Source organism: Shewanella sp. SM69 (assembly GCF_025653985.1).
Classification (GTDB): Bacteria; Pseudomonadota; Gammaproteobacteria; order Enterobacterales; family Shewanellaceae; genus Shewanella; species Shewanella oncorhynchi.
In genome coordinates this window covers 487,061-513,613 of sequence record NZ_JAKKRV010000001.1, presented here as the reverse complement: position 1 = coordinate 513,613, position 26,553 = coordinate 487,061, and the positions used below count along the sequence as shown (strand labels likewise).

Genomic DNA, 26,553 nt, shown 5'->3' with positions numbered 1-26,553 from the left:
TGGAATGCGCTGTCAGTGCCTAAGTTACATTTGGTAGCTTAAGGTCAAGCCTAAGTAGTGAGCGTTGTAGTCGTGGCCCATATCACCAAAACTGAGTACGTTGGGAATCGTGTCCCAGCTTGTGCCTTGGTTTTGCCAGTTAGCATCTTGATATTTTTCGAATAACCAATCGACGCGCAGCGACATACTGTCGGCAAACTTATATTTGGCATAGGCATTAATATTGTGTTTGCGGGCGTAAAAATCGCCATAGGGACTGGTGATGCCGTAGGTCACTTCTGTATCACTCTGTCCATCGGAATAGCTGTAATCCAAACCAATATCGAGGTGATGATCGAACAGGTTTTGATAACTAAGCCCTGCACCAATCAAGGTCGATTTTTCCTCGGCAGTGCTGTACCAATCGGGTGTCGAGAAGGAATTACTGCCCGCTTGGTCTGAATCGCGCCAATCTTGGTTAACAAAGGCGGTTAAATTGAGGTCACTGCTCAGCATATATTGGGCTGACAAGTCGTAACCGAGATAGGACACCTTTGTTAGACCTACTAGGGTATGATGATAGTCGTCATTAATACTGTGTAAGCTGGCACCAAGAGATAGACCAATGTCGCTCTGATAATCCGTGTGTAAGGTGACTTTCTGTCTTTTTCTATCGGCAAGGTAGGATTTACGTAGCCAAGGATTACTTGAACTTTGAGTGGTTGCGACGGGATGATATTCACTGCCATCTCGCTCTAGTGCTTCTCCTTTCAACCAAGCTGACCATGCGGGCGAATAGCGATAACTTAGTTTAGCAAACACGCCAGATTCATCGACGGATTGGCGGTCGAGTTCGGCATAATCGTTTTCATTATGGCTGTAACCCGCTTCGGCATAAGCCGCTGAGGTAAAACGGTATTTGCTTTTAAGGTCGAGTTTTTTGGTGCGCTTATCATAAAGGCTATTTTGGGCTGTGCCTTGATTAATACTGTCGGTGACGATCTGCGGAAAGTCTAATTGAGCCGTTTTATTATCTCTGTCTTGATAGCTGTAGCTTGCCTGCATGCTTAAATCTTGGTTGATCCGTCCTGAATATTTAAGGTCCATCTCTACAATATCAACTTGGCCATTTAAGGTATCCGCAGGCAGGACGGGCGATGGGCCATTGATGGTGGCAGGAATAAAGGTGTCATCTTGGGTCATACGGCTAAAGCCTGCGTGCATCAATACATTTTGACCATTTGCTCCCCCTGAGGCTTCTGCGGCAACTCGGTAGGCTTTATTGTCGGGGTCGACCGCATTCTGGCCTAAGTATGCTGCACCAAAGGTGGGTGTGTAGGCTGATTGCCACTGCATGGCTTGGTGATCATTTTTATATTGGCTGATTTGGCTATTGAGGCCTGCTTGCCAGCCTGAACCGTTAAAATAAACTCTCGCATCGACTTCATCAGTACTGTCATCAATTGGTTGGGCTAGCATAACGCTATTGGTGAGTATATTGGCACTGGTCTTTTTTGCGCCACTGCGGTCTTCATGCTGATAGTTTAGCGAGGCTTTGTAGTGACTGTTATTGTCACCTTCAGGTGATATTTTGCCAGCGTAGTAACCACCGATACTAAAGCGATCACGTTGAATACTTAAATCTTGGCTAACAAGGCTGCTCTGTAACATAGGCATAGATTGCGTTGTGCCGCCTGTTATCCAGTTATCGGGCAATAATATTTTATCTTGCACTGAGGTATAGGGGCTTTTGAGTTGATTATGGTTATAGTTTGCTAAGCCTCTATAACCCAAGTTGATTTGATAGTTTCCCGGCCTTCCGGTTGTGAGCATGGCAGATCCAGCGTCAAAGCCTAACTTGTCCGCGACCAGCTCGGTTTGATAACCCGTCTGCGTTTTGTACATCATATCCGCACCGACGGCGCCAACGAGACCATCATTATCTGTCCCTGTGCGGTTACCGAAACGGCTGTCCTCACTATCGTTGTAAGCGAGGCTGGCACTGACATTGCCAATATGACCTGTCTTAAGTTGGCATTGCTTACAGCTCCATGCCTCGGTCTTTATGTTACTTCGATTCGCTTCTTGCAGCTCATAACCTTCGGCGTGTGCTTGAGTCAAAACACCGCTTATCGCCCAAGCCAGCAAAGTGAGGGAGAAATAAGCGCTAGGGTGGGACATTTTAGCTGTTCGCATGATCATTCCCTTGTTATCTCTGTAGTAATTTGCCAGAAGGATGGTTAGAGCCATGCACTTGTCCGTGACAATTCATACAGGAATTACCAGAAGTGAAGGCATTGGTTTGATTGCCAAAATAGGCATTACTGCTATGGCCATCCGAAGCGTGACACTGCTGACACAGTTGTGGCGGTTTGCTGATCAGCATGGCTTCGTTCACGCTGCCATGGGGATTGTGGCAATTAGCGCAGTTGTCGGTGACGGGGGCATGTTCCCACAGTTTAGGGCCGCGTTTTTCGGCATGACAGCTATAGCAATTTTCATTAACACTCATTTGCTTCAAGCTTGAATCGTTTAAACTGCCGTGGGGATTATGGCAGTCACTGCACACCATTTGTTGCCACTGTAATGGATGCGCCGAGCGCTTGTGCATATCGGCTTTTTGTTGGGTATGGCATTGGGTACAAATGGCGACTTCATTGGCTTTATCGCTGATAGGATCTTTTGCGGTATGCACTTGATGGCAGCTGCTACAGGCGACATCGGCGTTATCGTGGTGATTGCCTTTCCATGCGGTACGTTGACTGTCATTGTGGCAACTCATGCAGACACTGTTTTGCTTTTGCGCGGGAACAGGGGAGTTAGCGCCAAAGGTGATCATCGGCTCTTTGCCACCTTTGTTATGATTCCCTAAAGGGCCGTGGCAGGCTTCGCACTGCAAATCGGCCATGGGTGAATCTTTCACATTGGGGTTGCCATGAACCCCCTCAAATATTGCCATCACCACGGCACTTTTTTTGTGGCACATCAGGCAAGTATCAGCGCCTTTAGCGGAATACTTACCTTCGGCGAATTTTTTGTCTAATGTCGCAACAACTTCTTCTGGTTTTTTGTCATCCCAAGGGGTCGCTGAGGCCGAAACGCTCGCGATTGATAACAAAATACATAGCATAGCCTTAGCTATGCTTCTGAACTTTAGCCCTATTTCCATGGTTATGTTTTCCCGAGTGCATTTATATTTGTTATTTTTACGCTTTCGATATTGCTAATTTAGCTTATTGAGCTCGGTTAATATTAGAACAAGTGTGTGACACGTGCTTAACATTGCGTGGTCTTTTCACTGTAAAGAAGGATGATTTTACAGGCGATATAGATTAAGTGTGATTTTGATCACACTTGTTTCGGGTGGGATTTGTTTACAGCGTTTTGACTTCTGTGCATCGCTTGATAGTCACTAATGCTAAGGTGCGGATTTTTATTTTCGGTTGGTCGTTTATTCATTGGAATTTTTATCACATAATACCCAACACAATTGAAAACTATTATCGTTACCAATCAAAAATCTTGATCTAGGTAAAGTTATTAGTGTCATCGCTCGGTTACAATGGGCGCAGTTTTTCGAGCTGAACCTGTTGCAAGGTGGAATACGTAATGAAGTTAAGCGAACTCAGTCCCGGCGATCGCGGTCTTATTTCTGAAGTGGGGCGTTTGGCGCTGCCACAAACCGTGAAGCGCAAGTTGTTGTCCATGGGGATCACGCCAAATACGCGTTTTTTATTGATCCGATACGCACCTATGGGTTCTGGTCTCGAACTGGATATTCGTGGTAGTAAACTTTGTATGCGCAGAGATTTGGCAGACATCATTGAGGTGGAAAAGACGAATGGCTAAGCAGTTTCATTGCGTCACAGTAGGAAACCCTAACGCGGGTAAATCTACACTCTTTAACGCGCTAACAGGCGCAAATCAGCAAGTGGGTAACTGGTCTGGTGTTACGGTCGAAAAAAAGACTGGTCATTTCACCTTAAACGGTGCTGACGTCTATCTGACAGACTTACCGGGTATTTACGATCTTCTTCCGGCGGGTAATAGTTGCGATTGTTCACTTGATGAGCAAATTGCGCAGCAATACCTTGCCGAGCAACGTGTCGATGGCATTATCAATTTAGTTGATGCCACTAATATCGAACGTCACTTATATCTCACAGCCCAATTACGTGAACTCGCTATCCCTATGGTGGTGGTGCTGAATAAAATTGATTCGGCTGTCAAACGTGGGATTAAAGTCGATCTAAAGAAAATGAGCCAAGAGCTTGGTTGCCCTGTGATTGGCGTGTGTTCGCGAGATCCTGCCGATGTCGCTAAAGTGCAGGCACAGGTACTCGATTTACTTCAAGGCCGAGTCTCAGAAGCCCCATTAGTGCTTCATTATGATGAACAAATTGAAGCGGGCGTGCAGTTACTCTGCAGCAAAGATGCCCAATTAAGTCGCGGCCGCGCTTTGGCTATGCTAGGTAATGGTTCAGGTTGTGGTAGCTGTAAAAATGCTGAACTGCAGGATGAAGTGAATTCCTGTACTCAGATTATTGCTCAGCAAGGCCATGATATTGAAGTGATGGTGGCGACCACGCGCTTTAATTTCGTTGAACAAGTCTTTCAAGGTTCAGTGAAAGAGTCAGGGTTCCTCACCCTCAGTGACAAATTAGATAAACTCGTTTTACATCCTGTGCTTGGCATTCCTGTGTTCTTGTTTGTGATGTATTTGATGTTTATGTTCAGCATTAATATTGGCAGTGCTTTTATTGATTTCTTTGATGTTTTTGCTGGCGCACTGTTTGTCGATCACTTCGGTTCATTCTTGACGAGCATGGGCTCTCCGGCTTGGTTGGTCACTATCTTAGCGGGCGGTGTCGGCCAAGGCATTCAAACCGTATCAACCTTTATTCCTGTTATTGCGGCGCTTTTCCTCGGTTTGTCGATCCTCGAAAGTTCTGGCTACATGGCGCGCGCTGCATTTGTGGTTGACGGTTTAATGCGTCGTATTGGCCTGCCTGGTAAAGCATTCGTTCCTATGATTGTCGGTTTTGGTTGTTCAGTGCCTGCAATTATGGCGACGCGAACCTTAGGCAGTGAGCGTGAGCGTATTGTGACAGGGATGATGGCACCATTTATGTCCTGTGGCGCACGTCTTCCTGTTTATGCACTATTTGCGGCGGCTTTCTTCCCTGATTCAGGTCAGAATTTAGTCTTCTTGCTGTATATTATTGGTATCTTTGCCGCTATCGGTACGGGTTTATTACTCAGAAGCACTTTATTACCCGGCAGCAGTAGCGCTGTGGTGATGGAGCTGCCAAGTTATGAACTACCTAAGCTGAAAGCTGTTATGGTTCGTACAGGTAAACGCACTAAGAGTTTTATATTAGGCGCAGGTAAAACGATTGTTCTAGTTGTGACCTTATTGAACTTCATTAATGCTATTGGTGTTGATGGTACATTTGGCCATGAAGATAGCCAAGCATCACTCCTAAGTGTCGCGAGTCAAAAAATTACGCCTATCTTCTCGCCTATGGGCATAGAGCAGGATAACTGGCCTGCAACCGTCGGTATTATCACGGGTATTTTCGCTAAAGAAGCGGTTGTTGGTACCTTAAACAGTCTATACAGCAGCGCGGCGCCGACAGATGAAGAGCTTGCACCATTGAGCGAAAGCTTTAATGCGGCTCTGGCAACGATTCCAGCTAACTTGTTTGGTTTAGATCTTGAAGATCCGCTTAAACTGTCGGTCGGTGATTTAACCAATAAAGAAACCGTGGCTGAAGAACAAGGTGTTGCGACATCGACTTTTGGTGCTTTACAAGCAGGTTTTAGTGGTAAAGTTGCGGCTTTCTCCTACTTGCTGTTTATCTTACTTTATACTCCTTGTGTTGCGGCAATGGGCGCCTTAGTGCATGAGTTTGGTTCTCGGTGGGCGACGTTTGCGGCAACGTGGACTTTCTCACTGGCTTATGGTTCTGCAACGGTAGTTTATCAAGCCGCTACCTTTACGCAGCACCCAGTTCAATCAAGTCTGTGGATTGGTTTCTTCTTGTTTGCATTAGCCGCTTTTTATCTGTGGTTGAAACGTAAGGGTAAAAGAAGCCAGCAGATTATTCCTGGGATCCGCATTATCACCGAGTAAGATTTACTGAGTCGGCGTGACTGAATAATAAATGTCAGCTTAGTTAGGTCAAAGATAAAAGCAGCTTTCATGGCTGCTTTTATTGTTTTACTATCGCGGTTATAACCCCAAACAGTCAAAAACCAGAGTTTTTAACCCTAGGCATTGTAACTAGTGGTGATCTGTAGGATCATGCTGGTTTTCTTAAAATTGCCATTGTTCGCAAAGAGGAATTCCATGAGTCATGTGGACACTGAAGTACGTCCGAGTAACTTTATTCGTAATATCATAGATGAAGATTTACAAAGCGGTAAGCACACGAGTGTACAGACTCGTTTCCCGCCGGAACCGAATGGCTATCTTCATATTGGTCATGCTAAATCTATCTGCTTAAATTTTGGGATAGCGCGAGACTATAACGGTCTGTGTAATTTACGTTTTGACGATACTAATCCTGAAAAAGAAGACATTGATTATGTGAATTCTATTCAGGCGGATGTGCGTTGGCTTGGATTCCAGTGGGATGGTGACGTTCGCTATTCATCAAACTATTTTGATCAGTTACATCAATATGCGGTTGAACTGATTAATAAAGGTTTGGCTTATGTGTGTTTTTTGAATGCAGATGAAACCCGTGAATACCGTGGTACGTTAAAAGAGCCAGGTAAAAACAGTCCTTTCCGCGACACATCAGTCGAAGAAAACCTCGCCTTATTCGCTAGGATGCGCGACGGTGGTTTTAAAGAAGGTGAGTGCGCATTGCGTGCCAAAATTGATATGGCATCGCCATTCATGTGTATGCGCGATCCTATCATCTACCGTATTCGTTTTGCCCATCATCATCAAACAGGTGACAAGTGGTGCATTTACCCAATGTACGACTTCACGCACTGTATTTCTGATGCGTTAGAACATATTACCCACTCTTTATGTACATTAGAGTTCCAAGACAACCGTCGTTTATACGATTGGGTGTTGGATAATTTGAACGACTTTCAAGCGCCGAATCGTACTCGTCAATACGAGTTTTCTCGCTTAAATCTCGAATATACCTTGATGTCTAAACGTAAGCTGAACGACCTTGTGACCCGTAAACTCGTGTCAGGTTGGGATGACCCACGTATGCCAACGATTGCAGGCTTACGTCGCCGTGGTTATACACCGGCGTCAATTCGCGAGTTCTGTCAACGTATCGGCGTGACTAAGCAAGAGAATATGATTGAAGTCGGCATGTTAGATGCGTGTATTCGTGAAGAATTGAACGAACATGCACCGCGTGCGATGGCCGTATTACGTCCATTGAAAGTCATCATTGAAAACTATGCTGAAGGTGAACTTGAGTACATTCAAGCGGCCGCTCATCCAAATGATGAGAGCATGGGGACGCGTGAATTAGCCTTTGGCCGAGAAATATTGATCGATGTGGCTGACTTTAAAGAAGAAGCCAATAAACAATACAAACGCTTAGTTACAGGCAAAGAAGTGCGTTTACGTAATGCCTATGTGATTAAAGCTGAACGTTGTGACAAAGACAGCGAAGGCAATATCACGACGGTTTACTGTACTTATGATCCTGAAACTTTAGGTAAAAACCCTGCTGATGGCCGTAAAGTTAAAGGCGTGATCCATTGGGTTGAGGCATCTACAGCTAAGCCTGCTGAATTCCGTCTCTATCAGCGTTTATTTACCGATCCTAATCCTGCTGCGGCAGAGACTGTGGATGAAGTGTTAAACCCTGAATCATTGATCGTTGTACAAGGTTTTGCAGAAGCAAGCCTAGTGAATGCACCTGCGGAACAAGCCTATCAGTTTGAGCGTGAAGGCTATTTCTGCGCTGACAGCAAAGATTCATCGCCGGATAATTTAGTGTTTAACTTAACCGTAGCGCTGCGTGATTCTTTCGAGTGATTTTGCTTAAGTGGATCTGTTTGACTGAGTGAGTCAAACAGATCTGCTAAATCGCTCAGAGCGTTAATTCAACTCAAAAAAGAAGGCCTTGACGGTCTTCTTTTTTATTTTCTGCTACAAATCAATTGCGACGCAGAGCTTGAGTTGCTGTTGATTAAATTTGTGATGAATTAAAATGGTTATTGGTACATAGGACCAAAGCCTAAGCTCCATAAAATGACACTAGTTGCCATTAGCCCCACCAAGAGTACTAAGCCTGCTGTCACCATAGAGCTGGCGTAGATAAAACCTTTCTCTTCGGGGATATTCATAATGATAGGCACCCCCGCGTACAGTAAATACACTGAGTAGGCTAAACCAATCAACCCTACTATCATGATAAACCATAGCACTGGATATAATGCGGCTAAACCGACCATAAACAATGGGGTTGCAGTGTAGGACGCGAGCTCTAATGCTTGGGTGTAAGTTGGGTTAGCATCGAAGGTTTTTGCCATCCAATAGGCTAAATAGGCAAGGGCGAATACGCCTGCAATTAGGCCTAAATACATGCCTGCGGACATAAACAGGGCACTTTGTGGTGTAAGGTAAATAGGATCGCCAGCGCCAGGATTCCAGCCAATGTAAGCCGTAGCTATATAGCTGCACACCGCCGGAATTAAGGCGATAAGTACTACATGGCTTAAGCTACTTTTCAGTGCCTCATGGTTTTTTTCAATTGTTTGCCACTCTTGTTTTGGATGAGTGTATAGCCCCATTAAGTGATTCAGTATCATTATAATTATCCTTGTTCAGCATTGATGAATGGCTCGCCAAACGTCAGACGAGCTGATAACAGCTCTACAATCGAGGTTAAAATAGTGTCCTGTCTCTTTATCCATCGATTGGTTACACATAGAGAAGTGAGAGGCTGTGTGATCAGGATCTCAGTTCTTTAGAGTGTAGATTATTTATTGAACAAAAAGTTCAGCGCGTCAAGTTTACTTAAGCCTAATGCTATAGCTTATGAGTAAATATGCGTAAAATAGTGCGATATTTAGAATGATATTAAGTGAGTCCATGCTGCAACTTCTTGCCCCCATCCACGCATTTCTTCATTGTGAAACACCGCAAACTTGGATTGATGTCGCGATAAAATCAGATTCCTTGGATGAGTTGCTGATCGACCATTGTAACTGTGAGTACTGTGGTAAGGTGTGCATACAAACTTTTTGAGCGACCAATTAATATGAAGAATCTTACTAAAGTGTATTTATATCAGCGTTTCAGTAGTCCTAAGCAGGAGTTGGGTAGCTCATTGTACCGACAAGGAGACGAGCAGCGAGCGTGGCTCGAGAGAAATAAAGATTGGGCTGTAGAAGCTGGGTTGTATGAAGATAAAGGATTGTCTGGGCATACAGGAGCACATTTAGATAAAGGTTCCTTAGGTCGTCTTGTTAATGATATTGAAATAGGGCGAGTAAGGCATGGCTCTATTATTCTAGTAGAACGTTTTTCACGCCTTTCTCGAATGAAGGTATCTGAAACTCAAGAGTTATTGCGGAAGATCTGGAAAGCTGGAGTAACCATTGTAACTGCGAAGGATGATGCAAGATATGGCCCCGAAGGAGAAGATGATCTTGGGATACAAGTTAAGCTTCTGGTTGAAATTCACGGTGCTTTTTCTGAGTCTCAAAATCGTAAAGAACGAGTATTAGGTAGTTACAATAAACGAAGAGATGAAGCTCGAAAAGGTATTACTCCAAATATCAGAAAACCATTCTGGTTGAATAGTGATGGTACTGTTAACGATAAGCATGTCGTTATTAAAGATATGTTTGAGCTATATCTTTCTGGAAATGGGCAACGAAATATCCTAAATCAGCTGAAGGACAAGTATCCTGATTTGCTAGAAGTTCAAAGGATGAACCCGTCAACAGTTATCAAGTGGATCACATCTGATGTTGTTCTGGGTTACTGGCGAATCAACGAAGTTGAGTGTTACAAAGTTTATAAAGCTGCTGTGGATGAGTCGATTTATTACAAGGCTCAAACTGTACATGAAAAGCGTCTACATAAAAATGTAAACCCTAACCGAGAGTGGCATCTCAGCGGTTTAGTGCAATGTGGCCACTGTGGAAATGGATGTTCGATTCAAAAGTCGAAACATTCTTGGCCAGTATTGCGCTGCAGTTACAAGCAACGTCTGGCTAGAAATGCATGTAGTTCTAAAGGAATATTCCCTTACCTTTTGCCTTTATATTTTTTTAGGTCAAACCTTGAACACTTCTTTTTAGCTAGGTTAATGGAGTTAAGTCAAAATGAAAAAGCTAACTTAACTGTTTCAAAGTTAGATATCGAAATAATCAAGTGCAATGAGAAACTACAAGTTCTTGAAAATAAGCTGCTGAGTTCTGAAAACGAGATGATAAACTCGTTACTTAAAGTTATGGAAAAGATTACCGCGCAACTAAATGAATTAAAAGGACAAAGAGAAGAGGCATATAGTATAGCTACAGGTAATAGCATACTTAACTGGGTAGACTTGAAAGATATAACCAGTGATTCAAAACGACTTAATCTATTATTCCAACGACTAGACTCAAAGATGGTGATTAAAGATGATGAAGTTTCATTTGACCATGGGGGCTTAAGAAAAACGATTAAATATCTTGGTTACTCCAGAAAAGATGAAGCTTACCGTATTGAGAAGAACTACGCTGACATGGGCGATCTAGAAGATGAACATGCTGTTATCTTCATTGATGACCAGATTGTGGCTTATGATGAATTAGCAAATATGTTGGAAAAAATGGGGGAAGTGACGCAACTAGAAGCCAATATCAAAGTATTGACTAATTTGCACCCTAAGCAAGTGATTATTGATTAGAACCATAACCTTTAGTCCCTTTGCCTTTCATCTGTGAACGCCTGCTTATCAAGTAGGCGTTTTTTGTTGTATTTTATTGTATTCGATACCTAATTTGTGATTAAAAGCATCAGTTTTTTGATGAGAAATAGGTAAATTGTGATATCGTCTTTGGATTAAGTTGCCGTGTACAGGCATTGCAGCACTTTTCATTACTGGACGATATTTATGGCTGATAACTTCTCTTCTACCGCAGCGTTTCTCTGGTCGGTGGCCGATCTTCTGCGTGGAGACTTCAAGCAATCACAATATGGACGGATCATTTTACCGTTCACCCTGCTAAGACGCTTAGAATGTGTGCTTGAGTCAAGTAAATCCGATGTGTTAGCCAAATATGAAGCCGTAAAAGCCATGCCCTTTGAGGCGCAAGATAAACTACTCACTCACGCCGCCAAACACAGTTTTTACAATACTTCTAAGATGGATTTAAACCGCCTTGGTGAAACAGGCGTGGCCAGTAACTTAGAAAGTTATATTCAATCATTCAGCCCAAATGCGCGTGAGATATTTGAGCATTTTGACTTTTTTAATACCATCGATAAATTAGCAGAAGCAGATTTACTGTATAAAGTAACCAAACGCTTTGCCACAACAGACTTACACCCTGACAATATTAGTAACTATGGCATGGGTTTAGTGTTTGAAGAGTTAATCAGACGTTTTGCTGAAAGCTCCAATGAAACCGCGGGTGAGCACTTTACCCCAAGGGATATTGTGCGTTTAACCACTTCATTAGTTTTCAGTAACGATGATGATGTGCTGACTCAAGCGGGGTTAGTGCGCTCTATCTATGACCCAACAGCAGGAACAGGTGGTTTCTTATCGTCAGGTATGGAATATGTTCATGAGCTAAATGAAAAGGCTTCATTGTCAGCCTTTGGTCAAGAGCTTAACCCAGAATCATACGCCATCTGTAAAGCCGATATGCTGATTAAAGGGCAAAAGGTCGATAATATTAAATTAGGTAATACCTTATCTAATGACCTCCTCCGTACTGATAAATTTGACTATATGCTGTCAAACCCTCCGTTTGGTGTAGATTGGAAGAAAATCGAAAAGTTCATCAATGATGAGCGGAGCGAAAAAGGCTTTGAAGGTCGTTTTGGTGCAGGTTTACCAAGAGTATCTGACGGTTCGCTATTATTCTTAATGCACCTCGTCAGTAAAATGCGTCCGCAGCATGAAGGTGGTTCACGTATCGGTATTATCTTGAATGGCTCACCACTGTTTACAGGTGGCGCAGGAAGTGGTGAAAGTGAAATTAGACGCTACATTCTTGAAAATGACCTACTTGAAGCCATTGTTGCACTCCCTACTGATATGTTCTACAACACGGGTATTTCCACTTATGTTTGGGTGTTATCCAGCCATAAGCCAGCTAATCGCAAAGGTAAGGTTCAGCTGATTAACGCCGCAAAAGAACGAGCTAAAACAGGCGGTCGTGGGCGCAGTGGTGGGGGTGAATCTGCTGAAGAAGTTGAAAATGTATTTTATCAAGCGATGCGTAAATCGTTAGGCAGTAAACGCAAAGAACTTACCGAAGAAAGTATTGATATTATCGTTAAGACCTATGGTCAATTTGTTGAAAATGATTTTAGTAAGATTTTTGACTATAAAGCGTTTGGCTATCGCAGAATTACCGTTGAGCGTCCACTTCAATTGGCGATTTACCCAAAAGACGCACTACGTCTTGAAGCCCTGCAAGCGGATAACGCTTGGGCGAAAATGGATGAAATTACTCAACAAGTCATTCTTGATGCGCTTGCTTCCTTTGAACAAGATAAATACTTGTCTCGTGATAAGTTCCTCAAGCAATTAAAAACCAAACTAGAAAGCGCAGCCAAAGCAGTCAAACTCAGCGCTGTTCAGTTAAAACTAATCGTCAAACATCTTGGTGAGCACGATGACGAAGCTGAAGTATGTAAAACAAAAGGCCAGATTGAAGCGAACCCAGATCTGCGTGATAACGAAAACGTGCCACTCACTGAAACGGTTGCCGATTACTTTGCCCGTGAAGTGCTACCGCACGTACCTGATGCGTGGATTGATACCAAAAAGACCGATGATAAAGATGGTGAAGTGGGCATTGTCGGGTATGAAATCCCCTTTAACCGCCATTTTTATGTGTATGAACCACCCAGAACATTAGAAGCCATTGATGCTGATTTAGATGCGGTATCGGCTGAGATTATGCAACTATTGAACGAGGTGCATTCGTGATGGCGGGTCGTTATAAAGCATATCAAGAATATAAAGATTCTGGTGTTGAGTGGTTAAAAGAGATTCCTATTCATTGGGATTGTAAAAAATTAAAATTCTTTCTTAATGACCTTGTAAGAGGTCCTTTTGGTAGCGCATTGAAAAAAGAATTTTTTACAACTGATGGTATAAAGGTTTACGAGCAAAAAAACTGCATACAAGACAGTGTAGCACTTGGCGATTCATATATATCAGAAGATACTTATCGTGATTTGAGTCGGTTTACCGTGACTAATGGCGACTTGCTAATGAGCTGCTCTGGGACTATAGGCAGGATCGTGGAAGTTACAGAACCATATGAAAAAGGAATTATAAATCAAGCTCTATTAATAATGAGAATTAATGAATGTGCTGTAAACAAAGCATTTTTCAAGCATATCTTTAGAAGTGAGGATGTTCAAAAACAAATAAAAGATAATACCCAAGGTGGTGCTATGCAAAACCTTGTAGCTACTGATGTTTTTAAGTCAGTTTCTTTTACAGTCCCTCCATATGAAGAACAACAAAAAATAGCCAGCTTCCTCGATCACGAAACCGCCAAGATCGACACCTTAATCGCCAAGCAAGAAAAGCTGATTGAGCTGTTAAAAGAAAAACGCCAAGCAGTAATTTCTCACGCAGTGACCAAAGGCATCTCTTATAAAGGGCAGCCAAATGCACCAATGAAAGATTCTGGTGTAGAATGGTTAGGTGAAGTGCCAGAGCATTGGGATATATTTCGATCTAAGAGATTGTTTCCTGAATCAAAAAACAGAGCACCAATCAGCGATATGCAATTATCCGCAACCCAAGATTACGGTGTTATTTCCCAAAAGAGGTTTATGCAATTAGCTGGAAGGAAAGTAGTACAGTAAAATAGTAATCAAGAGCTACGAAAAAAAGTGAATGTTGGTGACTTCGTTATAAGTATGAGAAGTTTTCAAGGTGGACTTGAGCGTGCTTGGGAGGAAGGAGGAATTAGGTCTTCTTATGTAGTGATCAAACCTAGTGAACTTATTAATAAAGATTATTTTCAATATTTATTTAAATCTGTGAGATATATACAAGCAATTCAATCTACTGCCAACTTTATTCGTGATGGGCAAGATATGAATTATCAAAATTTTATCCTAATTGATTTACCGTTCCCTTCACTTGAAGAACAGAAGTATATAGCTTCATTCATTCGTGAGCACATCAATCAAATTGATTCACTTATAGAAAAAGCCCAAAAAGCTATCTCGCTAATGCAAGAACGAAAAACCGCCCTCATTTCCGCAGCAGTTACAGGAAAAATTGATGTGCGTGATTGGCAACCGCAAGGAGTTCAAGGATGAGCCGTTTAGAAAACAAAATTGAAGCCAATAACCGTTCTATCTTAGAGGTACTTGACAACAAAAAATACACGGTTGATTACTATCAACGTGAATATAGCTGGGAGCAAACTCATATTGAGCAACTTGTGACTGATTTATCAAGTGCCTTTTTAGATAACTATGACTCTGCTCATCAACGACAAGATGTTGCTGACTACAACAGTTATTATTTAGGTCCATTTGTATTAAGTGAGAAGTCAGGTAAGCGCAGTATTATTGATGGTCAGCAACGCTTGACATCACTCACGCTATTTCTTATCTATTTAAACAATAAACAGAAAGAGATTGGCTTGAATGAAGCGATTTCAGGAATGATTTTTTCTGAGAAATTTGGTCAAAAATCTTTCAATATTGATGTCCCAGAACGTACTGCTTGTTTAGATGCATTGTTTAACAAAGGTGAATATACCCCCCCCGAAGATGCTGATGCCTCAACACTAAATATGGCTGCGCGTTATCAAAATATTTGCGATGCATTCCCTGTTGATAGAATTGATAAACACGTTTTACCGCTTTTTTTAGATTGGTTAAGAGAACTTGTGGTTCTGGTTGAAATTGTGGCTTATAGCGATGAAAACGCCTACACCATTTTTGAAACAATGAACGACAGAGGGATGAACCTCACGCCAACAGAAATGTTAAAAGGCTTCTTGCTATCAAAGTATCGCAATGATGCAAAGCGACAACAGTCTAATGATTTCTGGAAACAAACGATTATTGACCTAAAAGTTTTCGATAAGGAAGAAGATCAACGTTTTATTCAGGCGTGGCTAAGAGCAAAGTATGCCGAATCAATCCGCCAGAGTAAGGCTGGCTCACTCAACGAAGACTTTGAAAAAATTGGTACTCGTTTCCACAACTGGGTGAGAGATAACTTATCTCGTATGAACCTTGCTAAAGCGGGTGAAAATGAGTTTGATGCCTTCATCAATACAGAGTTCAAATACTATGTGAATGCGTATAAACGCCTTCGCAAAGCAGAAGAAACTATTACGCCTGAACTCGACTCAATTCATTACATCTACCAGTGGGGTATCGCAACCTCTCTGAGCTACCCTTTGATGCTTGCGCCACTAAAAACAACAGATTCCGTTGATTTAGCAAATAAAAAAATGAACTTAGTGGCGAAGTATATTGATATCTTCTGTGTTCGTAGAACCATTAACTTCCGAAATTTTTCAGCCAGCTCGATTCGCTACACTATGTACAATTTGGTTAAAGAAATACGTAACAAAGATTACAACGAGTTACTCACCATTTTTGATAAAAAGCTAGATGAAATAGATGAGCAATGGAGTGGTTTTGACTGGTTCCGTCTACACGGACAAAATGGTCGTTTTGTTAAATACTTACTTTCACGCTTATCAGGTTATGTAGATGGTTTAGCTGGTGCAAACACCGACTTTGCTACGTACTATCACGCTGCCAATGGCAAGCCTTTTGAGATTGAGCATTTATGGGCAAACAACTTTGAAAACCATACAGACGAGTTTGAGCAAAAAAATGATTTTGACGATGCTCGCAATAGTATTGGCGCACTGGTTCTACTACCACGAGGAACAAATCAATCATACAGTGATAAACCTTATGTAGAGAAGCTTCCTCACTACATTAAAGAAAATTTGTTGGTGAAGTCTTTGCATCCGCTGACATATGAGAACAACCCGAACTTCAATAAGCTTTCATCTTGCAATGGATTGGCATTTAAAGCTCACCCAGAAATGAAAACGGCTGATATCAAAGAGCGGTGTGATTTGTATCGTCAGATAGCAGAGCAAATATGGTGCTTGGAGAACTCTCTTGATTCTGTATAAGTTTCGTTCGTTGGAGAACTTTCAATTTGTGTTAGACATATTGGTTAACCAACGAATGTATGCAGCGGCATTCGATACCATGAATGACCCAATGGAAGGTTTCTATACTTCAGACGAAGATATTCCTCAAACATCAATTGAAGCACTTGAACAACATCAAAATTCGCTAAGGTTCTGTTCTTTATCGAAATACTACAATAACCCTCTTATGTGGGCGCATTATGGTAATGGTTGTCGTGGTGTAGCCATTGGGGTTGAGTTCAAAGAATCTGACGATATGCGTGAAGTGATCTATGGTTCCCATTCACACCTTATTGCGTCAAAGCCAACAACTATTGAACGGGCAAAGGATGTATTGAGCTTTAAAGCTGATTTTTGGCAGTATGAAGATGAAATAAGAGTTTTTGCGGAGAAAGGAAACTTTATTCCCGTTAAAGTGAAAGAACTAATTTTTGGAGAACGCGCGGATAGAACGCAAAGATCTTTACTGAAAAAAATTGTACAAGCTGCTAATCCATCAGTTGAGATTATCGAATGGGATGACTCAATGTCATACGTTCACTCACAACCAGTTTATAAGACTAAAATAGGTGAATAGATATAATGAACAATAGCACTGAGCTAACAGCTGCTATAGATAATGATGAAGGACTAAAATCAAAGAGAAAACTATTAACCGTTACCTCTTTAATTCTGCTAGGCCTTTCTTTTTCTGGTGCAACAATTGATGAAGCAAACACATTCATCTTCAAGATTAAGTTCGCCAATCAAAATGGGTTAGGAATTTTGCTGGTATTATCAATTGTTTTTTTGATGGTTAGATATTACAACTATGCAAAACAGTACCATGACAAGCTCTACAAACTTTGGTCTGACCGATTAGTGAATAGCTCTTTTTTCTACTCTCGAAGCCCTTATGATAATCAAGATGGTGGAATAGTAGCTGATAGTCGATGCTCAGAGTTAGATGCACGCTTAAATCACGATGTTAGACGATGGGAACACAACTATATATGTGGCCTGCCATTTACCCGCTTCATAGTTCATTACTGGGGGTATAATGATTGCGAAGATGAAGACCGAATGGACAGTGTTAATATCTTTACTAAATTTGGTCTTCAAGTCTATCTACGTTGTTTATGGTTAGAAGCCAAAGAGCAAATAAGATCTTTTTTCTCACATCGAGAAAACCTTGATATTTTAGCGCCATATGTGATTGGATGTTTAGCTATTGGCAGCTATTACTTCAATACCGAATTGATGAGTTTATTAAATTTTATTTCGCCAAAGACCAGTAAATAGATGTCAGGGAAGAATTAGTAATGTCAGATGTAGCACAAGAAAAAATATTTCAAAACGACATCCTTGACCAGATGCAATCTCACGGTTGGTTGCTAGGTGAGTCGAAAAAATACAACAGACAATTAGCACTTTATCCTGAAGATGTGATTGCTTTTGCCAAGGCAACACAACCTGAGCAATGGGATAAACTATCAAAGCACTATCCAGACACTGACCGTAATCCGACAGCTACCGCTGATGCGTTACTTAAATCATTAGAACGTGATTTAAAAGCGAAAGGTACGTTATGGGTATTGCGTAACCAGATAAAAGATCGGGGCGCTAAGTTTACTCTTTGTAGTTTCAAGCCAGATCATAATTTAAACCCTGATGCGTTGATTCGTTATCAGCAAAACATTCTGCGGGTTGTGCCTGAGCTAGTTTACTCACCTAATGGCTATGACGGTCGGTTAGATTTAACCTTGTTTGTGAACGGAATTCCCGTTGCGACTTGTGAGCTGAAATCAGAGTTTAAGCAGTCGATTAACAATGCCAAAGTCCAGTACATGAAGGATAGGCAACCTAAAGATCCTATAACTAATAAATCAGAGCCACTATTAACCTTTAAACGGGGTGCATTGGTTCACTTTGCGATAAGCCAATATAACGTGGCTATGACTACACGCTTGGCGGGTAAAAAGACCTACTTTTTACCGTTTGACCAAGGCACCGCTGATGGTGGTCAAGGTAACGATATCCCTGCAAATGAAAGTGAATATGCAACCGCTTATCTTTGGAATGAAATCTTCCAGAAAGATAATTTGTTATTGATTTTAAGCCGTTATATTCATCTTGAAGTGAAAGATGAAGAGCAATTAGACGGGTCGATCCAAACTAAAGAAACCCTGATTTTTCCTCGTTACCACCAATGGGCGGTAGTGTCTAAACTACTGAACACCCTTGATACTGAAGGTACTGGACACAAATACCTTATACAGCATAGTGCAGGTAGCGGAAAATCTAATTCGATTGCGTGGCTCGCACATCAACTTGCGTCAAAACACTATAGTTCGCCCGCGATAGAAAGCGCTCACCCTGAACTGGGTAAAAAAGTCGGTGATAAGGTGTTTGACTCTGTAATTGTGATTACTGACAGAACGGTACTTGATAGCCAGTTACAAGATACGATTTATCAGTTTGACCATAATGAAGGCATGATTGCACGTGTTAATCGTGAAGAATCACAAGGCAGTAAATCAAGCCAATTAGCTGGAGAATTAAAAGCCAGCACATCAATCATTATTGTAACAATTCAAACTTTCCCACATGTTTTAGAAGCCATTCGTCAAGACTCTACGCTTGCTGGTCGAAGCTTTGCGGTTATTGCTGATGAAGCGCACTCAAGCCAAACGGGAACTACAGCTCGAAAACTCCGTGAAGTGTTAATGTCAGAGCAACTTGAAGGGGATGAAGAGCTAGACAGTGAAGATATGCTGCGTTTATCGCTTGAAGCGCGTAAAGGCTCAAACAACATCAGCTATTTTGCATTTACGGCTACGCCTAAGGCTAAGACGTTAGAGCTATTTGGCCGCAGACCTGATCTGGACTCCCCTGCAAGTGATACCAATAAACCGTTGGCATTCCATGTTTATTCAATGCGCCAAGCCATTGAAGAAGGCTTTATTCTGGATGTATTGCAGAATTACACCAGTTATCGTGTCGCATATCAGTTAGCACATGAACACCCTGAAACCGACCATGAAGTAGATAGTAAAAAAGCCGCTTCCAAAATGGCTAAATGGATAAGGTTACATCCTTACAATATCAGCCAGAAAGTGGAAACAATCATTGAGCACTTCAATAGTAAAATTAAACACTTACTAGGTGGTGAAGCAAAGGCGATGGTTGTAACCAGTAGCCGTTTAGAGGCGGTACGTTATAAATTAGCGTTTGAAAAGTATGTACAAACTAAAGGCTACAAGAATATCAATGCAATGGTGGCGTTTTCGGGGGAGGTGAATGATCCTGATTTGCCAGATCAACCATTTACTGAAAATAACATGAACCCAAACTTGCGTGGTAGGGATATGCGCAAAGCATTTGATACTACGGATTATCAGGTCATGTTAGTAGCCAATAAATTTCAAACAGGTTTTGATCAACCCAAATTAGTCGCTATGTACGTTGATAAGCCCTTAAAAGGTGTTGAGTGTATTCAAACGTTATCAAGGTTAAACCGCACATATAAAGGCAAGGATATGACTTTTGTGCTCGATTTTGTGAACAATCCCGAGGATGTATTAAAAGAGTTTAAAGTGTATTTTGAAACGGCTGAACTTTCAGGCGTGTCAGATCCTAATATTGTTTATGAAATCATGGATAAACTTGCAAAGGTCGGCATTTACCAGTGGTTTGAAGTGGAAGCATTTGTCACTGCCTATAACAGTAAACATGCCAGCCAAGCAAAACTGGCTAACCTCTGTAAAGCACCTGTTGAACGCTTTGCTGTACGCTACAAAGAGGCTACGCTTGTGTTGCAGACTGCACAGGCCGAGCTTTCAAAAGCGAAAATGGTACAGAATGATAAAGCGATTAAGTTTGCTGAAAACAGCGTGAAACATGCAAAAGAAGCCCGAGATATTTTAGAGGTGTTTAAGAAAGATTTAATTTCATTCTATCGCTATTACGAGTTTAGCTCTCAGATAGTTGATTTTAATGACTACGACCTAGAAAAGCTGAGTATCTTTGCTAAGCATCTACATCCTTTGTTACGCTTTGATATGCTGGAGGATGATGTCGATCTCTCTGATGTTGTGATGACACATTACCGTTTGCATGAACAGCGTGAAGCAAACTTGCAGTTAGGAACAAAAATAGGTGAAGAGCCTAAGTCTTATTTAGCGCCGAGTAAGGAAGGTGCTGGCGCGGCACCCAAAGATCCGAAAACTGAGCTATTGAATGAAATTATCGCTCGAATGAACGATTTGTTTGTTGAAGATGGTTTATCTGAAACCGATATGATCAACTATGCAAATACCATAGCGGGTAAAGTATCGGAAAATGAAATCGTCATGGATCAGCTGCGCAATAATACTAAAGAACAAGCCATGTTAGGCCAGTTTCCAGAGTCAATTAATACCGCAGTGATTGAAAGTATGGGCATTCATGAGCAAATGGCAATGAAGGTATTGTCCAATGAAGCCGTTGCGAGAGGCTTTGCAGGCTTGATGTTTGACATGCTGATGAAGGGCTTGGGAAAGTCAGTTGATAAAGCTGGTATGAATGCTGAGGGATAGTTAATGAAGAAAGACGTCTTAACCCAAGAGGAGCAACTGCAACAGATTGAGGGGCTAAAATCTTTTCCTTTCTTTCATGGTCCGAACCTTGATGTGTATGGCTTTAGCTATTGGCTTTATGATTGCTTGACTCGTGATGGCTATGAAAATATTCGCCCAAATGAGATTATGGATCTGCTTCTTGAGCTTGCAGTTCCTTGTGCAACAGAAAAAGGTCATATTTTTGAAGCTCCAATACTGGATATGAATGAAGATAAAAAGTGGTTTTATCCAGAGGGGAAAACCATTTTGCTACATATCGCACCAATATCTAGCTTTATTCATGATTTTATTTACGAGATAGGTGATAGGTACTTAAAGGTTGCACACGATATTGAAGTGCCTAACTTCGCTTATTGGCTAAAAAGAGAAGATATTTTTACTTTTACTTACTTGCATACATTTTTTTCGCAGCTACGTGGTCTAATGAAACAGGTTACTTCATTGCGTGCAATGCTGATGGAACTGCATCTATCAAAGAACTTTGGTGTAGAGTTTGGCAGTTTATCCGCAAGCTTAAAAGAAAAGGATGAACTTCATAAGTACGCCCACAATCGGATCAACATGGCAATTGAGCAAGAGTTTTACCTTGAAGCGATTACTCTTACTGAGAGTATCATCTCTGATCGGTTGTCGATGGTGTTGTATCTTCGGGGCGAAAAAGCGAAATCAAAAACCTTAAATAAACTTGTTGTTTTATCTTCAGCGATCTTGCCTGATACATTATCCCATAGAATAGATGAATGGCGTCAGCTTAGAAACTTTGCGCTTCACAATCTTGTCAGAAGTTCACCTATCGATAAGCAGGTATCACCATCAGAATTCAATACTAAAGCAAAGGACATCGCTATTTCTGGTAATAAGCTGGTAGCAGATTTAGAGGTTTGGTTTGATGGTTTTTTAGCTGATGAGATGAACCCTTACAACATTAGAATTTCTGACAAACTAGAACGAATGAACTGAACGCTAATGTAAAACCAATATATTTTAGTGTGTAAGCTGAAACCAGTATTTTTAATGGGAATATATCACCAAACCAATTAATTGAGCATGGGGCATGTTTGTGTATAGATAGATGCTAAAAACACAACCAGAAACTAACCGTTTTTGGTTGTGCTTAATTCTTTCTGTTAATCCATCAATCTGATATCGAAACGATCCGCTAGAAAACTGATGATTTTCACAGCTTCTAACTCAATATTAGTTTGATGACGGTTTGCATCGATGAGGTATTGTTCCAAGCTGAGATAGCTTGAAGATGCAAAGTAATTAGTCGTTGTCTCAAAATTACTATCTTCAATGTTTTTTAGCGCAAGCAGTAGTAGGTTACTACAGGAATTTAAGTTTATTTTTCGTTGTTTAATGATGTCTCGCAACATATTTGCATATGTTATCGCGACGTCCTTTGAACTTCCTGATGTGATACTTTGAAGTGAAACCCAATCGGCATGCCATTCTTTTAAAATGTTGATGATTCGACTTGGTACGATAACTGCTGAAGATTGTTTAGTGGTGATTGATAAGCCCATTTTTGTCTCCTTTATATTTTTTAGGCAAAAGGAGGCTTAACGACACAAAATCAGGTTTTGTGACACCTCCCACTCAGTAATAAATTCACTAAGATTTGGTCAAACATTTGGTATCCTATTTGGATGTTTTTACGTGTTTAGATTGGTTTTTTACCTGCGATTACAAGCCGATAGAAGTACTCGCTTGGGTAGTAAAACTGCACTATTTCGATTGCAATACTGAAGTTAATACTATCCATAGACTTTAACTTATTAAGTCTATAGTTCTTCCCTTCATACAAGCACCTGACGAACTCATATAGTCGGGGCTGTTGTTCTATTATTTTTGCAAGTTCTTCATATGATAGATCCATAGATATTCTCCGTTGATTTGTTTGTTGGCTCGAATACGTATCGTGACTTTAAATGCTGCCTTTAACTCGGCAGGTACTTTTCTTGTGCTGTTACTGAAGCATGGTATTCATGCTGTTTGTTGCATCCACCTCCTTAACAAGAACCCAGCGTGTCCCTGGTTTAAGATCCTTGTACTTACCTTGATAGTATCTTTTTGCTCTAAGATTCCTGTAAAACGGGATTCGATACTTAATTTTTCGAGCTTCACCCGCAGATTTATTTTGTACTGGAGCGCGTAGTATTAACCCTTTGAAAGCTGATCTATTCTTTCCTATTGGTAGTGATACTGCTGACTTTGGATAGCCGTCAACAAGCTTCTTACCATCAGTCGCTGAGTGATAAACGCATAAAGACAACGCTATTCTAGTTAAAGCATCTAAAACATCTGTGCTTCGATTCGGTAAAGGTTTTTTAGCATTCTTTGTTAGTGTTTCTGTAAGTATTGGGATAGGACTGAAACATGAATCCGTTCTAAATTCCTCGCTTCTGTAATGGACATGGACACATAACTGGTTAGGATATGTGCTTGCGAACTCTCCCCAAATTGGTTGACATTTGTCTTTGTATAAATCAACAAACTCTTGTTCTGTCATAATGGTCACAAGGCAACTAGTTAGTTTTACACCGTTAACTAGCGTTCCTTTCGGAAATGATAAGGCAAAAGATTTAAAAGGAGGCTGAACAGTAAAGTTGTTTTTAAAATCGAACTCAGCAGTAAAAAGGTTGTTAGCCAATGCTTCGTTTTCGATAAAGATGACAGGAGAGCCGCATTCACTCCATAACATTTCTTCACTAAGTATTTTTCCCATACCAAGGTTAAATTCACTTTCACCTTCAGTTTCAATGAGTCTCTGCCTGACGATAGATAATAAATCTTTAAGATTGACGGGCTTTTTTCCAAAAATCTTTCTCAAAGCTGCTTTACCTTGACTGTTACTTTTAAAGCTATCTAATTGAGTTTTGTATATAGAGTAGTTCATTATTTTCCCTTAATTATTAGTGTGTTAAATTTTGATTTTGCTGGTTAAATAAACTTTCGAAGCCATCAGTGATCCGCCTCATCGATGTTTTTTGTTCATTGTTACCTCCATTTTTCTAGTCTCACCAAATTCGAAGCGCAAGAATCCTATCTGGTGAGTCCAGCATTAAATTTTTATCTTAAATTTTGGGTGCAAGAAGCCGTAAATCATTTAGAAAATGACTTTCGATAACTCACGTGCGAGGTTTGTTCGAATTTAGCTTGAGTTGGCGTGTTTCATCATTTTCTCTCCTGTTTTTTATTCTGGCTGAAGAGTAGGCGACCAGAATCTGATTCTAGTTCCACACCTCCAATAATGATTTATCTATTTGTATTAGCTTATTCATAATTTACTTGTGTTTTTTCAAATACACGTTTGACAACGTTGCACATGTTATCAACTGAAACTAAATAGTCAAGTGTATTTAAAAGTCAAGTTAAAAATATATTTTTTTATTTTTTAAATTCTTCAACAAGTCAATTAAAAACAATGCTTTATAAAAATCAATATTTTTTGCTTTTTTAAAATAATTGTGATTCATTTTTTGACTTTTAATTTTTTTATGGTTTATTGAAATTAACTAGTGTGCTTTTTCACTAGTGTCATCGGAATCAATTTATGGAGAACAACGAAAATACTAGTGTGTTGACACTCATCAAACAGAAGTTTTTAGCATCACAATCTGCAATTAAGTCAGTCAAGCAACTTGATTTTTATATATCACGAGGGCGAACAGCTAACGATAAACTGACTGCAAAAAAATTTACGCAATTTCTAAAACAGCATCAACTCACTCAAATTTTGAAACAAGCTGGATCTGATGCTACAGAGGATGAAAATTCTAAAAGTTTGACTGAAGTTAAAGCACTGCTTGAGTCTATTGAAATCGAACAGCCGAAAAAGAAAAAAAATGATCAGGTGGTGTTGGAGCAGGTACTAAAGATTTACCGAAGTTTTATCGAAAGTGGTGAGGAGTTTAAGTTCAAAAAACCTTGGTTAGATCATCTGGTGTTGGGTTTACCCAAAAATGCCAAATCAGGAGAAGTTTATTTAGGTGGTAATGATCTACTTTTAAGTCTCTTGCAAGGCGAATTAGGCTTAGATTTACCCTTTTTCCTAAATCGATCAAATATTGAACAACTTAATCTTGATGTACCTAGTGAGTGTATAGCAGTGTGTCAGAAAGTAGTTGAGCTTTACGTTCATGAAACTTTAGATAGTAATGATCCAGAGAAATGGATATCGACAAAGAAGTATAAGTTGTTAACCCCACAAGTGCAGGAAAGTTATCGCCAACAACAAATTATCAAGCAATTCGATATTTTTCATCATTCGCAATTTACTAATGGATTACGCGACAATGAGATTTATCAAAGCTGGATTGAAAGTTATAAAGAAACAAAACTGTTGAAGAAGCTCGAACAGTGCCCAACAGATGAAGAACGTCAAAGATTGTTTGATCCAAAAATTTATGCGGCCAAATGCGTGATTGACGCAAGTCGAAAGGCTATGGGGATTGATTTAATCGAACATCCAACAAGTTGCCATTACAGCCCAGCTAAAGATCAAATAGCGATGGTTTCTGAGCAGAACTTTATAACTGATCATCCTGAGTTAGTATACACAGGGGCTTATTGTCATGAGTTATCGCATTCAACTGGTCATGAAAAACGACTAAAACGTAATCTTACAGGAAACTTCGGTTCGTCAAATTATGGTATGGAAGAGCTTTGTGCTGAAAGTTCATCATTACAACTTTTAAAGCGCTTTAACTTGCCAAGTGTCACAGATAAACAAAGTGCCGCATACATCGCTAACTGGCTAAAAACTCAGCAAGATAGTGGTTCTAAAGATTTTCTTAGCATTGCCTGTCATCAGGGCAGTAATGCTGCTGATTTTATATTAACTAAAGCCAAAGAGTATCAAGCGAAGCTTGTAGAAAACTTGGATATTGAGCAATTCAGAATAAGCTGTTTGAGCAAAGGCTATAGCAATGTTGATACTGATACGCTGTTTATTGCTGATTATCTTAATAAGACAGCTATGAAAGCGATTAATAAATTCTTAAATCAGCGATTTGATGCGTTAAATGAGGTTGAGCGACTTCTGGCTACAGGTAAGCTACTTTCAAGCTCAAAAGAGCAGTTTCTGTTGGATTATGACTTTAGAGACTTTTTGAAAAAAGAGCATAGTATTTTAATTTTTGATGCTACCCAAGCGGGAAGGATTGTCTCAGAATATTCGTTAAATGATATTTTCAATACTGATGTGGATGTTAGGTTTGATGATTATGCATTAATCAAGCAGTTTCATGCATCCTATGGCAAAGATAAGATCACTGATTATCTCTATCAGCTAGAAATTGATGGTGTTCAACTGAAGGGGGATGCTGAAGCTGTCGACACGATAAGGGAACTGACGGACAAGCAATATCTATTCGATGTGAGTGATAAGCCAAACTGTAGAAGAAAAATTACGAGATAAATACTTCCCATTCAAATCAGGGTGAGAGCACACTAACCTAAAAAATGAGCAGGCAGAGCAAAACAACATCAATAGGTATAAATATTGCTCACTCCACGGTGTAAAACCAAGTGCTATTTACTCTTGGGTTGTGTGCTTAATGAGCAAAAATCGGGCTTGTTACTTGATTTAACA

Annotated in this window: 18 protein-coding genes and 1 pseudogene; 14 read left to right on the top strand and 5 right to left on the bottom strand. The window is 40.6% G+C overall.

What is annotated here, in order from left to right; translation table 11 throughout:
- Positions 1-24 precede the first annotated feature (24 nt).
- A complete protein-coding gene (locus L5M37_RS02410) occupies positions 25-2,175 on the bottom strand; it encodes an MtrB/PioB family decaheme-associated outer membrane protein (RefSeq protein WP_263199240.1) in 2,151 nt (716 codons plus the stop codon).
- Positions 2,176-2,188: 13 nt separating this feature from the next.
- Positions 2,189-3,148, bottom strand: a complete 960-nt coding sequence (locus L5M37_RS02405) for a DmsE family decaheme c-type cytochrome (RefSeq protein ID WP_263165956.1) — start codon at positions 3,146-3,148, stop codon at positions 2,189-2,191.
- Between the two features lie 440 nt (positions 3,149-3,588).
- On the opposite strand from L5M37_RS02405, the gene L5M37_RS02400 reads away from it, so the two are divergent.
- From L5M37_RS02400 to glnS, 3 genes are all read left to right on the top strand, one after another.
- Positions 3,589-3,828 carry a ferrous iron transport protein A gene (locus L5M37_RS02400; protein WP_028760477.1) on the top strand — a complete coding sequence of 80 codons (240 nt, stop codon included), beginning with the start codon at positions 3,589-3,591 and terminating at the stop codon, positions 3,826-3,828.
- A complete protein-coding gene (gene feoB, locus L5M37_RS02395; protein WP_105252942.1) occupies positions 3,821-6,115 on the top strand; it encodes a Fe(2+) transporter permease subunit FeoB in 2,295 nt (764 codons plus the stop codon). Before L5M37_RS02400 ends, feoB begins: the two co-directional genes overlap by 8 nt.
- Positions 6,116-6,331: 216 nt before the next feature.
- On the top strand, positions 6,332-8,002 hold the full coding sequence (gene glnS / locus L5M37_RS02390) for a glutamine--tRNA ligase (RefSeq protein ID WP_263199238.1): 1,671 nt from the start codon (positions 6,332-6,334) through the stop codon (positions 8,000-8,002).
- A gap of 179 nt (positions 8,003-8,181) precedes the next feature.
- Here the strand turns inward: glnS and L5M37_RS02385 are convergent, their stop codons facing one another.
- Positions 8,182-8,778 carry a Yip1 family protein gene (locus L5M37_RS02385; protein WP_105252940.1) on the bottom strand — a complete coding sequence of 199 codons (597 nt, stop codon included), beginning with the start codon at positions 8,776-8,778 and terminating at the stop codon, positions 8,182-8,184.
- 283 nt (positions 8,779-9,061) lie between these two features.
- Here L5M37_RS02385 and miaE point away from each other — a divergent pair.
- From miaE to L5M37_RS02335, 10 genes and pseudogenes are all read left to right on the top strand, one after another.
- Positions 9,062-9,184, top strand: a pseudogene (gene miaE, locus L5M37_RS02380) (tRNA isopentenyl-2-thiomethyl-A-37 hydroxylase MiaE); the annotation flags it as partial.
- 46 nt (positions 9,185-9,230) lie between these two features.
- Positions 9,231-10,871 (top strand): recombinase family protein, encoded by a 1,641-nt coding sequence (locus L5M37_RS02375; protein ID WP_263199236.1) that lies wholly within the window; start codon positions 9,231-9,233, stop codon positions 10,869-10,871.
- A 207-nt stretch (positions 10,872-11,078) separates the two neighbouring features.
- The gene (locus L5M37_RS02370; RefSeq protein ID WP_263199234.1) at positions 11,079-13,130 is read left to right on the top strand and encodes a class I SAM-dependent DNA methyltransferase; all 2,052 of its coding nucleotides are present in this window, start codon (positions 11,079-11,081) and stop codon (positions 13,128-13,130) included.
- Positions 13,130-14,023 carry a restriction endonuclease subunit S gene (locus tag L5M37_RS02365; RefSeq protein WP_263199399.1) on the top strand — a complete coding sequence of 298 codons (894 nt, stop codon included), beginning with the start codon at positions 13,130-13,132 and terminating at the stop codon, positions 14,021-14,023. Before L5M37_RS02370 ends, L5M37_RS02365 begins: the two co-directional genes overlap by 1 nt.
- Positions 14,024-14,077: 54 nt before the next feature.
- Entirely contained in the window at positions 14,078-14,485 is a 408-nt protein-coding gene (locus L5M37_RS02360) for a restriction endonuclease subunit S (RefSeq protein ID WP_263199233.1), read from the top strand.
- Entirely contained in the window at positions 14,482-16,338 is a 1,857-nt protein-coding gene (locus tag L5M37_RS02355; protein ID WP_263199232.1) for a DUF262 domain-containing protein, read from the top strand. Before L5M37_RS02360 ends, L5M37_RS02355 begins: the two co-directional genes overlap by 4 nt.
- A 28-nt stretch (positions 16,339-16,366) precedes the next feature.
- Entirely contained in the window at positions 16,367-16,936 is a 570-nt protein-coding gene (locus L5M37_RS02350) for a DUF2971 domain-containing protein (RefSeq protein ID WP_263199231.1), read from the top strand.
- Between the two features lie 5 nt (positions 16,937-16,941).
- Entirely contained in the window at positions 16,942-17,640 is a 699-nt protein-coding gene (locus tag L5M37_RS02345; protein ID WP_263199230.1) for a hypothetical protein, read from the top strand.
- A 20-nt stretch (positions 17,641-17,660) separates the two neighbouring features.
- Positions 17,661-20,915 (top strand): type I restriction endonuclease subunit R, encoded by a 3,255-nt coding sequence (locus tag L5M37_RS02340; protein WP_263199229.1) that lies wholly within the window; start codon positions 17,661-17,663, stop codon positions 20,913-20,915.
- Between the two features lie 3 nt (positions 20,916-20,918).
- Positions 20,919-21,917 carry a hypothetical protein gene (locus L5M37_RS02335; protein ID WP_263179921.1) on the top strand — a complete coding sequence of 333 codons (999 nt, stop codon included), beginning with the start codon at positions 20,919-20,921 and terminating at the stop codon, positions 21,915-21,917.
- A 167-nt stretch (positions 21,918-22,084) separates the two neighbouring features.
- Here the strand turns inward: L5M37_RS02335 and L5M37_RS02330 are convergent, their stop codons facing one another.
- Positions 22,085-22,483, bottom strand: a complete 399-nt coding sequence (locus tag L5M37_RS02330; protein WP_263199227.1) for a hypothetical protein — start codon at positions 22,481-22,483, stop codon at positions 22,085-22,087.
- Positions 22,484-22,926: 443 nt separating this feature from the next.
- The gene (locus L5M37_RS02325; RefSeq protein WP_263199225.1) at positions 22,927-23,856 is read right to left on the bottom strand and encodes a hypothetical protein; all 930 of its coding nucleotides are present in this window, start codon (positions 23,854-23,856) and stop codon (positions 22,927-22,929) included.
- 657 nt (positions 23,857-24,513) lie between these two features.
- Here L5M37_RS02325 and L5M37_RS02320 point away from each other — a divergent pair.
- Entirely contained in the window at positions 24,514-26,379 is a 1,866-nt protein-coding gene (locus tag L5M37_RS02320) for a zincin-like metallopeptidase domain-containing protein (protein ID WP_263199223.1), read from the top strand.
- Positions 26,380-26,553 lie beyond the last annotated feature (174 nt).

Excerpts from the sequence above, each read along its gene's own strand:
- L5M37_RS02340 (WP_263199229.1), top strand. The coding sequence starts at position 17,661 with ATGTCAGATGTAGCACAAGAAAAAATATTTCAAAACGACATCCTTGAC.
- L5M37_RS02385 (WP_105252940.1), bottom strand. The coding sequence starts at position 8,778 with ATGATACTGAATCACTTAATGGGGCTATACACTCATCCAAAACAAGAG.
- L5M37_RS02330 (WP_263199227.1), bottom strand. The coding sequence starts at position 22,483 with ATGGGCTTATCAATCACCACTAAACAATCTTCAGCAGTTATCGTACCA.
- L5M37_RS02370 (WP_263199234.1), top strand. The coding sequence starts at position 11,079 with ATGGCTGATAACTTCTCTTCTACCGCAGCGTTTCTCTGGTCGGTGGCC.
- glnS (WP_263199238.1), top strand. The coding sequence starts at position 6,332 with ATGAGTCATGTGGACACTGAAGTACGTCCGAGTAACTTTATTCGTAAT.
- L5M37_RS02405 (WP_263165956.1), bottom strand. The coding sequence starts at position 3,148 with ATGGAAATAGGGCTAAAGTTCAGAAGCATAGCTAAGGCTATGCTATGT.
- L5M37_RS02375 (WP_263199236.1), top strand. The coding sequence starts at position 9,231 with ATGAAGAATCTTACTAAAGTGTATTTATATCAGCGTTTCAGTAGTCCT.
- L5M37_RS02355 (WP_263199232.1), top strand. The coding sequence starts at position 14,482 with ATGAGCCGTTTAGAAAACAAAATTGAAGCCAATAACCGTTCTATCTTA.
- L5M37_RS02360 (WP_263199233.1), top strand. The coding sequence starts at position 14,078 with ATGAGAAGTTTTCAAGGTGGACTTGAGCGTGCTTGGGAGGAAGGAGGA.
- L5M37_RS02325 (WP_263199225.1), bottom strand. The coding sequence starts at position 23,856 with ATGAACTACTCTATATACAAAACTCAATTAGATAGCTTTAAAAGTAAC.
- L5M37_RS02365 (WP_263199399.1), top strand. The coding sequence starts at position 13,130 with ATGGCGGGTCGTTATAAAGCATATCAAGAATATAAAGATTCTGGTGTT.
- L5M37_RS02410 (WP_263199240.1), bottom strand. The coding sequence starts at position 2,175 with ATGCGAACAGCTAAAATGTCCCACCCTAGCGCTTATTTCTCCCTCACT.
- L5M37_RS02335 (WP_263179921.1), top strand. The coding sequence starts at position 20,919 with ATGAAGAAAGACGTCTTAACCCAAGAGGAGCAACTGCAACAGATTGAG.
- feoB (WP_105252942.1), top strand. The coding sequence starts at position 3,821 with ATGGCTAAGCAGTTTCATTGCGTCACAGTAGGAAACCCTAACGCGGGT.
- L5M37_RS02400 (WP_028760477.1), top strand. The coding sequence starts at position 3,589 with ATGAAGTTAAGCGAACTCAGTCCCGGCGATCGCGGTCTTATTTCTGAA.
- L5M37_RS02320 (WP_263199223.1), top strand. The coding sequence starts at position 24,514 with ATGGAGAACAACGAAAATACTAGTGTGTTGACACTCATCAAACAGAAG.
- L5M37_RS02345 (WP_263199230.1), top strand. The coding sequence starts at position 16,942 with ATGAACAATAGCACTGAGCTAACAGCTGCTATAGATAATGATGAAGGA.